Genomic DNA, 9,777 nt, shown 5'->3' on the forward strand with positions numbered 1-9,777 from the left:
AGATGTGTATAAGAGACAGGTGCCAACGTCGTCCCGTCTCCTCCGAACTGAACGCCGAATCTTTCGAGCGACGACTTCTCCCCTTCATCCACCCGTACGCAGACCACTGCGTTGGGCACTAAGTCCTCACTGACACGACCTCGGACTCGGCGTTCGTTCCCGAGAGGGGAATTCGGTTCGGGAACGGAGAGGATCACTACTGGGGTACCGTTTCGGAAGGAACCGTGAGCGACACGCACTTGCCGACGGCCCGCGTCACTCTTCGCGAACACGCATGGTAGACGAAGCGTTCGACTACGACGAGTGGTTCGAGAGCGTCCTCCGGGACACGGAGCGACAGTGGGAGTACGACGGCGAGACCGGAACAGCGCTCGCGACGTGGCAGGCGTCGTTCCGCGAGGAACTGCGCGGCGTGCTCGGTTTCCCGGCGATACGCGACGTCGGCGTCCCCGAAATCGACCCCGAACGGCGACAGGGGACGACGGAGGCGAACGAGGAGTACGAGCGACAGACGTGGACGGTCGCTACCGAACGGGAGTTTCGAGTGCCGTTTCACCTCCTTCTTCCGACGTCCCAAGAACCCCCGTACCCGGTCGTGCTCGCACTCCACGGCCACACGGAGCACGGGAAGGACCTCGCGGCGGGCATCGCAGAGGGTGAGGCCGCCCCTCGGACCATCGTAGATGAACGCCGAGACACGGCCAGACAGGCCGTTCGGTGGGGATACGCGGCGCTCGCTCCCGACCTGCGCGCGTTCGGCGAACTCGCGAGACGGGGGCCGGCGGAGTCAGCCGAATCGGAGGGGGGCGGCCGTCCGTGCACCCGGTGGCAGAAACGCGCGCAACTGGTCGGGCGGACGCTGGTCGGCGAACGCGTCTGGGACGCGCTTCGACTCGTCGAGTTCGTCGAAAACCACCCTCCGCTGGACGCCGACCGACTGGCCGTCTGCGGTCACTCCGGCGGCGGGACCGTCGCCCTCCTCGCCGCCGCCCTCGACGAGCGAATCGGGTCCACCGTCGCCTGCGCCTCCGTCTGCCCGTTCGAGGACGCCCTCGTCCCGATAGACCACTGTCTCTGCAACTACGTCCCCGGCCTGCGGCGACTCGGCGAAGTGTGGGATCTCGCGGGCCTCGTCGCCCCCCGTCCCCTGAGCGTCGTCGCCGGCGAGGAGGACCCCATCTTCCCGATAGCGGGGACGCGGCGCGCGTACGACCGCACTCGGAAGATATACCGCGGTGCGGGCGCCGGCGACGCCTGTCACCTGTTCGTCGGAGAGGGAGGCCATCGCTTCTACGAGGACGGCGCGTGGCCGTTCCTACGCGAGCACCTCTGAGTTCTCGGGTCGCCGTCCCCCCGGCTCAGTAGTTCAGGTAGACGGTCTTCGTGGAGGTGAAAAAGTCGATGGCGGCGTCGCCCTGTTCGCGGTACGTGTTCGTCGAGGACCCCTTGTAGCCGCCGAAGGGGACGTGCAGTTCCAACCCGGTCGTCTTCTCGTTGACCTTCGCCACGCCGGCCTCGACCCGGTCGGTGAACGCGTGCGTCTCCGAGAGGTCCTGCGTGAAGATGCTCGCGGAGAGGCCGAACTCCACATCGTTCGCCACCGCTATCGCCTCGTCGAGGTCGCTGACCTCGATGACGGCGAGGACCGGGCCGAACACCTCCTCTCGGGCGATGCGCATGTCCGATTCCACGTCCGCGAACACCGTCGGTTCGACGAAGTGACCCGCGGCCGCGTCGTCGTCGGACGGTCGGCCGCCGCCGGTGACGAGGGTCGCCCCCTCGTCCCGCGCGATATCGACGTACTCCAGCGTGGATTCGAGTTCGTCGGCGGTGACGTGCGGTCCCATGTCGACGTCGTCGAGGCCGGACCCGACCGTCAGCGACTCCGCGTAGTCGGCGACGGCCGAGACGAACTCGTCGTAGACGTCCTCGTGAACGACGGCGCGCGAGCAGGCGGTGCAGGCCTGCCCGGTAACGCCGAACGCGCCCGCGCCGACGGCTTCGACGGCCGCCTCGAAGTCGGCACTGGGCGCGACCACCGTCGGGTTCTTCCCGCCCATCTCGCACTGAACGCGTTTCATGTCCGCGGCGGCGGACTGGTAGACGCCGGTGCCGACGACGGTGCTCCCGGTGAAGGAGACGCCGTCCACGTCCTCGTGTTCGGTCAGCACCGGTCCGAGTTCGCTCCCCGACCCCGTGACGTAGTTCGCTACGCCCGCCGGGAGGCCGGCCTCCGCGAGACACTCGACGATGGCCCGCGAGGGACCCGGCGCGACCGTCGCCGGTTTGAGCACAGCGGTGTTGCCCGTCGCCAGCGCCGGTGCGAGTTTCCACGCGGGGATGGCGATGGGGTAGTTCCACGGCGTGATGAGCGACACCGTCCCGAGCGGTTCCTTCTCCGTCCGCAGTCGCTTCTCGGACGAACTCGCCGCCTTGACCGTTCCCCCTATCTCGCGGGCCTTCTCGCCGTAGTAGTGGAAGATGTCCACCGCGCGTTGGACCTCCCCGGACGCCTCAGCGAGGGTCTTCCCCTCCTCGCGGGTCAGCGTCTCCGCCACCCCGTCTTTGCGCTCCGCCAAGAGTTCGCCCGTCCGCCTCAGTATCGCGCCGCGTTCGGGACCGGGGGTCGCGGCCCACTCCGCCTGCGCCCCTACCGCGGCTTCGATGGCTCGCTCCGCGTCCGACGCGGACGCGACGTGTATCTCTCCGACCGTCTCGCCGGTCGCCGGGTCCTCGACGCCAGTCGTCTCGCCGGTGCTCGATTCCACCCACTCTCCGTCGACGTAGATACCGCTTGCTGGGGGCATCGCTCGGCGGTTCGCGGTACTAGATAACGAACGTTACGGTTGCGACAGTAGAGCGGTCCGTCGAACCTCGCAGCACGGACGGACGCCGCCGAACGCCGGCAGCGAGCGGTGGCGGCGTGCGTCGGCGGCGTCCGGTGGTCGCCGGAAGCGACCGAACGACGTAACGCACCGGTTCCGAAGGCGAACGGGTGTGGAACGCGTTCCGGACTCCGAAGCGTCTCGTCGTCGAATGGCTGATGCGTCTGGCTGGGACGCGGTTGTAGAGACGGACGGTGTCATGATAAATCATTCGGATGGGTCAATCGGTGACGGCGTCCGGCCACGGCAGAACGTTTATGAAGGTCGTCGCGGATGCTTCGAGCATGACTCCCGACCAGCGGAACGTGCGCGAGTACGGTATCGAGGACGACGATTCGCTCGACACCGAGGCCATCCAGGCGGCCCTCGACGACTGCGCCGGGGAAGGGGGAGAAGTGTACCTCCCGTCCGGGACGTATCTGAGCGCTCCGCTCCGCGTCGGCGACGACACCACCCTGCGCGTGGCGAACGGCGCGGAACTCCGGTTCGTCGGCGACTTCCGCGAGTTCCCCACGGTAGAGAGCCGCTGGGAGGGGTGGAACCAGGACGGCTTCCACCCCTGTCTGTACGTCGCCGACGCCGAGAACGTCACTATCACCGGCGAGGGCGTCGTCGACGGCGGCGGGTCCCACTGGTGGGACCTCGTCGAGACGCCGGAAGCGGAGTTCCCGGACGACCTGAAGGAGCGACTCGCGGAGATTCGGAGCGGGCACCGACAGGACGACGTGAGCACGTTCACGGTCCGACCGCCCCTCCTCCAGATACACGAGTGCGAGAACGTCACCGTCTCGGGCGTGACGCTGCGAAACTCCCCGTTCTGGAACACGCACGTCGTCTACTCCGAGGACGTGACGATACACGACGTGTCGATTCGGAATCCGCCGGACGCGCCGAACGGCGACGGCATCGACATCGACTCCTCGCGGTTCGTCCGCGTCAGCGACACGCACATCGACGCCGGCGACGACGCCATCTGCCTGAAATCCGGCAAAGACGAGGAAGGACGGGAGGTGGGCCGGCCGACGGAGAACGTGGTCGTCACCAACTGCACGGTCGAACACGGGCACGGCGGCGTCGTCGTCGGGAGCGAGACGGCCGGCGACGTGCGACACGTCACCGTCACGAACTGCACGTTCACCGACACCGACCGAGGCATCCGCATCAAGTCCAAGCGCGGCCGCGGCGGGACGGTGGAGGACCTCCGCTTCGACACCATCGTCATGCGGCGCGTCGCGTGCCCGTTCGTCCTCAACGGCTACTACCAAACGGACATCGACAGCGATCCGAAACCGGTCGACGAAGCGACCCCGAACGTCCGGAACGTGAACTTCCACCACATCACCGCCGAGGAAGTCGAGTCGGCCGCCTTTCTGGCCGGCCTCCCCGAACGGCGGTTCGAGGGTATCTCCTTCACCGACGTGGACATCGACGCCACGCGGCCGTTCGACGCCACCGACCTCTCGCCGGCAATGGCGGCGGGGTACGAACAGCGACACGGCATCTTCTGTAAGTCGCTCGGCAGCGTCTCGTTCCGTGACGTGCGTGTGACGGTTCCCGGGGGTACCCCGCTCACCGTCGAAGAGAGTTCGTCTATCCTCCTCGAGGGGTTCGAGGCGACGTCCGAGGAGGAAGCCGAGTCCGACGCCGCGCCGGTCGTCGACGCGAGCGGCGTTGACCGATTCCGCGTCGCCGGGTGTACGGCTCCGTCGAACGGCGACCCGTTCGTCCGCCTCCGCGACGGTGACGCCTCGTCGGTTCTCCTCGGCGGGAACTACGGGTCGATGGCCGACGCCGTCGTTTCAGCGGGTGACTCCGACGAACCCGCCGAGAACTGGAACTGAGCCCGCCGCCGCGGACATCGCGTGCGGGTCGGCCGGGTCGTCTCTGGACGCGAGCGGCGAGCGGCGGTTACCGCGCTAAGAGCGGGGCGAGTCGGTCGGCGAGCGCCTCGCCGATTCGAATCATCGCGTCGTCGCCCGGGTGGACGAGGTCCGTCGTCATCCCCGCCGCCGTCGGGAGCAGGTCCGGCCCCTCGACGAGGTGGACGTTCCCGTGGTCGCAGTCGTCGACGACGCCGCGAAGCGCCTCGCGGAACTCCGCGGCCAGCGTCGCCTCCTCGTCGTCGGCGAGGTAATCCCGGGCGTGCGGGAACAGCGTGATACAGACGACGGGCGTCTCGGGGTGTGCGCCGGCGACGGTGTCTATCATCGACCGCGCCCGCTCCCGGAATTCCTCGACGGAGAAGCGGCCAACCATGTTCACCGACAGCGAGAGCGTTGCCACGTCCCAGTCCTCGCGCGAAGCGATGTGCTCGGCCATCGCCGGGTCGCAGTACGCCGTCCCGCAGGACCCGAGGTTCACCGCGTCGGCGCCGAGGCGCCGGGCGGTCTGGTTGACGTAAGTGAGCGTCTCAGCCGACGGCGCCTCGCCCTCGGTGATGGAGGTGCCGTACGCGAGGTATCGGCGGTCCGGCACCTCCTCGGCCGTCGGCGGTCGTACGTCCCCCTCGACGCCGTGGAAGTAGACGTGTCCGCCGCGGTGGTCGCCGGGGAGGACGAGTCGGCAGACGCCCGGCGCGAACCGCAGGTCGTCTTCGACCGCCGGCCGGAGGTTCGAGAGTTTCTCGGGGGGCGACAGCGTCACCGTCCGCGGCTCCTCCCCTATCACTATTTCCTCGCCCGCCGCCTGAAACTCCCCCCAGAACGGTCGAACGAGGCTGTCCCGAACGTCCGAGGAGAGCGTCACGTCGACCGGTCCGCGCGGGACGAACCGGAGTTCCGCGCCCGCCGGGTGGCACATCCGCGTCTGCGCGCCCTCGTTCAGTTCCGTTCTGACCGCCTCGGGGACGCGCTGGAGTCGAACGCCGTCGTGCGAGTCGAACCGTTCCAGCGCCGCCACGTTGTGAAACTGGATGCCGTCTGCGTTCATACGTGCGCACGTTCCGGGCCGGAGCACTTAGCAGTGCCTCCGGGAGGTGGGTCCCGCGGCGTCGGGCGTCAGTCGCGGAGCGACGGGGCGACGAACTGCCCGTCCTCGAACTCGATGGGCGAAGGCTCCTCGACCACGCGCAGGTCCTCGCGCTCTCTCGCCTCCGCGACGAGCGCCGTCGACGCGTACATCCGGTGGAGGTGCATCGTGTCGGCCGCGCGGACGACGCGGACCGTCTTCGGGTCGACGACGCCGATGGTCGACAGCGACGCCACCAGGCCCGCGCGGTCCGTCTCGACGACCGGCGGGAGCTTCACGCCCCGAATCGTCGAGGCGGTGAGCGCGTTGATGAGCGTCGTCTGCGCGTCGAGTTCCGAGGCGATGTCCTCGTGAATCACGTCCGCCGACCCCACACCCATCGCGTTCCCGTGCGTCTTCTCGGTCAGTCCGCGCGTGTAGATGCGCTTGATGTCCGGTTTCTCGGGCGCGGGTTCGTTGATGGCGAAGGGACGCCGTCCGATGACGTTCGTGTCCATCCCCTGCCCGCTTATCTCCTTGCCCTGCCGGTCGAACACCACCGCGTCGAGTTCGTCGAACGGCAGTTTCGGCATCAGGTCGTAGGCGAGTTCCAGCAGTTCCCGCTCGCGGCCGAGAAATCCCGACGGCGGGACGCCCTCTATCAGCGTGGTGTCGTCGTGTTGGTCCTCGACGACGGCGACGCCGCCGACGATGGGCAGCGAGTCCAGCAGTTGCTCGGTTATCTCCGGGATCATGTTCCGGAGCGACCAGTCGACGGCCCACTTGTGCGCTATCTGCGCGCCGCGCTGTTTGCCCATGCCGATGACGAGCATCTTCGAGAGGCCGCTCTCCACCTCGCCGTCGAAGTCGGTGTGCGGCTTCACGCGGTTGATGGGGATAATGGCGTCCGCGGCGGCGGCGTTGGCGTCCGCGACGACGGGTACGTCGCGGTCCGGCGTCCGCCCCACCTCCACGACGTCCATGCTGGAGCGAATCTCACAGCCGATTCGTTCCTCGGTCACGCCCAGTTCGTTCAGCATCCCCCGCTGTCCCTCGCCGGTCGCGCCGCCGTGACTCCCCATCGCGGGGAAGACGAACGGTTCGTACCCGGCGTCGTCGACGGCTTCGACGACGCCAGCGACGATTTCCGGGAGGTTAGCGATGCCGCGGCTGCCGGCGCCGAGGGCGACTTCCCCGCCGTCGGGAACGTCCGCGAAGGAGAGCGACTCGACGGCGGCCGCGGCCGCCGCGGCGACCTCGTCGGACGGGATCGGGTCCGTCTCCCACTGCTGTTCGATGACCCCCATCTCCGGAAGCGGCGGGTCGCCGCACGCTTCGACGATGACGTCCTCCGGAACCGACAGCCACTCGCTCGGATTCTCGTCGTCTGTATCCATGCTAGGCGCGACGGCCGATTTCGACATAAAGGTGTCTCCGTGAGGGGTGACCGGCGGCTTACAAGCGGCGACGGCCGCCGACCGGCGGCCCGCGAGGGACCGACAGCCCGGAACGACCCGACTCCGACGGGCCGCGCGGGTTCTACGGACGCGGTCAGTCGAGGTCGAACACGTCGAGGCCGGTCCGCTCGTCCAACTGGTGCGTCAGCGGGGTCTCACCTCTCGTGAGAATCAGCTCGAACGTCCCCGAGACGCGCGCGCCCGAGCAGTGGCCGCCGAGGGACTCGAACTCGTCGGTGGCGACCTGGATGTGCGTGTGAATCTTGTCCGGTCCGATATTGCCGAGGAAGCTCGTCACCTCGAACTGCCCCGTGAACTTCTCTTCGGCGTACTCCTGTTCGCCGACGTCGTAATGGCCGAGGGTGACCGTGTCGACGGCGCCGATGCCCGTCAGGAACGCGTTCTCGATGTCGAGTTCCTCACGGACGGTCGCTAACGAATCGAGCACCTGTTCACCCGGGTCGAGTCGCACGACGACGCGGTCGTCTTCTTCGACGTAGTCCATACCCCCACGTCACCGGGGACCGCATAAAATGTTTTGCCGTCGACGAATTTCGGTTGCGCCCTCGGACGCTCGGAACGCGTTCGACTATCTCGAACGGGGGCCCGGTAGGGCGCTCAGCCCTCCAGTTCGTCGAGGACGACACGCCGGCCCTCCTCGGAGGACCGGTACCCCGCCTCGGTCAGTTGGACGCCGCGGGCACCGTCGGAGAAGCCCCTGTCGTACGGTTCGTCCGCGACGACGTGTCGGATGAACTGCTCCCACTGGACCTTGAACGCGTTCTCGAACGCCCGGTTGTTCGGCACGTTCGTCCAGTCATCGTAGAAGTCGTGTTCCTTCGGAGTGTCGGGGTTCCACTCGGGTTTCGGCGTGTTCGAGCGGTGCTGGGTCTTGCAGTCGCGGAGGCCGGCCACCGCGCTTCCCTCCGTGCCGTCGACCTGTATCTCCAAGAGGTCGTCGCGGTTGACGCGCACCGTCCACGAGGAGTTGAGTTGCGCCACGATGTCGTCTTCCAACTCCATGATGGCGTACGCGGCGTCGTCGGCCGTCGCCTCGTAGGGCTCTCCGGACTCGTCTATGCGCTCGTCGATGTGCGTCTTCTGGAGGCAGCGAACCGTCTCGATACGGCCGAAGAGATTCTCCAGGACGTAGCTCCAGTGGGAGAACATGTCGTCGACGATTCCGCCGCCGTCCTCCGCGCGGTAGTTCCACGAGGGGCGCTGTGCGGCCTGCACCTGACCCGGGAACACCCAGTAACCGAACTCGACGCGGACCGAGAGGATGTCACCGAAGAAGCCCTGGTCGATGAGACGCTGGAGCTTCATCAACCCCGGAAGCCACAGTTTGTCCTGTACGATGCCGTGTTTCACGCCGCTCTCCTCGGCCGTCCGTGCGAGTTCGAGCGCAGAATCGAGATCGCTCGCGAGCGGTTTCTCGCAGTAGACGTCCTTGCCGGCCTCCATCGCCTTCAGCAGACTGGCTGGACGCCGGGGGGTGATCTGAGAGTCGAAGTATATCTCGTCGTCGCCGTCGAGACACGTCTCCAAGTCGGGGTCCGCGGTCCAGCGCTCGACGCCGTGTTCCTCGCTCAACTCGCGAAGTTTCCGCTCGTTCCGGCCGACGAGCAGGGGGTCGGGCACGACTCGTTCGCCGCTGGGGAGTTCCACGCCCCCCTCCTCCCGCAACGCCAGGATGGAGCGGATGAGGTGCTGGTTCGTCCCCATCCGGCCGGTCACGCCGTTCATGATGATGCCTATCTCTTGCATGGGCTAGTACGTTGCTCGGAGATTCCATCTAGAAGGTAATAATCTTTCGGTTACGGGGGAACGCCGGTCGGCGCACTCCGGGATTTCTGTCGAGAACGGATGTAGTCGGAAGTGACGGTAGGCGAAAATCTTAATAATAGTTCGATAATGTGCTGTGGTGGAGTGACGCACTCATGATGCCAGACAGGCGCGCGTTCCTGCGCGCGCTCGGAGCCGGAAGTATCGGCGTAACAACAGCGAGCCTCGTCGGCGGAAGCGCCGCGGCCGCGACCGTGATCACGATGAGGGGCGGCGGCGACGATATCTGGGGGACCGCCGACGCGTTCCACTACCACTACGCGGAGGTGAGCGGGGACTTCGACGTCGCCGTTCAGAACACGGGGGTCGAAAACGTCGAAAGCTGGACCAAAGCGGGACCGATGGTCCGGGAGTCGCTCGACCCCGACTCGAAGAACGTGATGGTCCGTCGCCGGTCCAACGGCGAGGCCTCCGTGCAGTACCGCCCCGAGGACGGGGCCGAAACCCAGAGCACGGGCGGCACGCCCGCGGACTGGCTTCGCCTCAGACGGAGCGGAGACACGATCGAAACGTTCCACTCCACGGACGGCGAGAACTGGACCGCCGTGGAGACGTACGGTGCGAGCGATATCGCTCTGAGCGACAGCGTCTACGTCGGACTGGCGGTGACGAGTCACCTCACCGGGACGCTGGCGACGGCGACG

7 protein-coding genes and 1 pseudogene are annotated in these 9,777 nt (G+C 67.3%); 3 read left to right on the forward strand and 5 right to left on the reverse strand.

Annotated features, from left to right (window positions below):
- Positions 1-274: 274 nt before the first annotated feature.
- Positions 275-1,333: an alpha/beta hydrolase family protein gene (locus C474_RS16070; RefSeq protein ID WP_008388686.1), complete on the forward strand. Its 1,059-nt coding sequence runs from the start codon at positions 275-277 to the stop codon at positions 1,331-1,333.
- A 25-nt stretch (positions 1,334-1,358) separates the two neighbouring features.
- On the opposite strand, the gene xacF is transcribed toward C474_RS16070, so the two are convergent.
- Entirely contained in the window at positions 1,359-2,807 is a 1,449-nt protein-coding gene (xacF, locus tag C474_RS16075; RefSeq protein WP_008388688.1) for a 2,5-dioxovalerate dehydrogenase, read from the reverse strand.
- A 362-nt stretch (positions 2,808-3,169) separates the two neighbouring features.
- On the opposite strand from xacF, the gene C474_RS16080 reads away from it, so the two are divergent.
- Positions 3,170-4,726 carry a glycoside hydrolase family 28 protein gene (locus C474_RS16080; protein ID WP_049917112.1) on the forward strand — a complete coding sequence of 519 codons (1,557 nt, stop codon included), beginning with the start codon at positions 3,170-3,172 and terminating at the stop codon, positions 4,724-4,726.
- Positions 4,727-4,793: 67 nt separating this feature from the next.
- On the opposite strand, the gene C474_RS16085 is transcribed toward C474_RS16080, so the two are convergent.
- The 4 genes from C474_RS16085 to C474_RS16100 form a co-directional block, all read right to left on the reverse strand.
- Positions 4,794-5,813 (reverse strand): SGNH/GDSL hydrolase family protein, encoded by a 1,020-nt coding sequence (locus C474_RS16085; protein WP_008388692.1) that lies wholly within the window; start codon positions 5,811-5,813, stop codon positions 4,794-4,796.
- 68 nt (positions 5,814-5,881) lie between these two features.
- The gene (locus tag C474_RS16090) at positions 5,882-7,255 is read right to left on the reverse strand and encodes a DUF362 domain-containing protein (RefSeq protein ID WP_193363659.1); all 1,374 of its coding nucleotides are present in this window, start codon (positions 7,253-7,255) and stop codon (positions 5,882-5,884) included.
- 127 nt (positions 7,256-7,382) lie between these two features.
- Positions 7,383-7,793: a PPC domain-containing DNA-binding protein gene (locus C474_RS16095; RefSeq protein WP_008388696.1), complete on the reverse strand. Its 411-nt coding sequence runs from the start codon at positions 7,791-7,793 to the stop codon at positions 7,383-7,385.
- Between the two features lie 113 nt (positions 7,794-7,906).
- Positions 7,907-9,055, reverse strand: coding sequence for a Gfo/Idh/MocA family protein (locus tag C474_RS16100; protein ID WP_008388700.1), 1,149 nt, complete (start codon positions 9,053-9,055; stop codon positions 7,907-7,909).
- 173 nt (positions 9,056-9,228) lie between these two features.
- Between C474_RS16100 and C474_RS16105 the strand changes: the two are divergent.
- Positions 9,229-9,777, forward strand: a pseudogene (locus C474_RS16105) (pectate lyase); the annotation flags it as partial.

Source organism: Halogeometricum pallidum JCM 14848 (genome assembly GCF_000337095.1).
Classification (GTDB): Archaea; Halobacteriota; Halobacteria; order Halobacteriales; family Haloferacaceae; genus Halogeometricum; species Halogeometricum pallidum.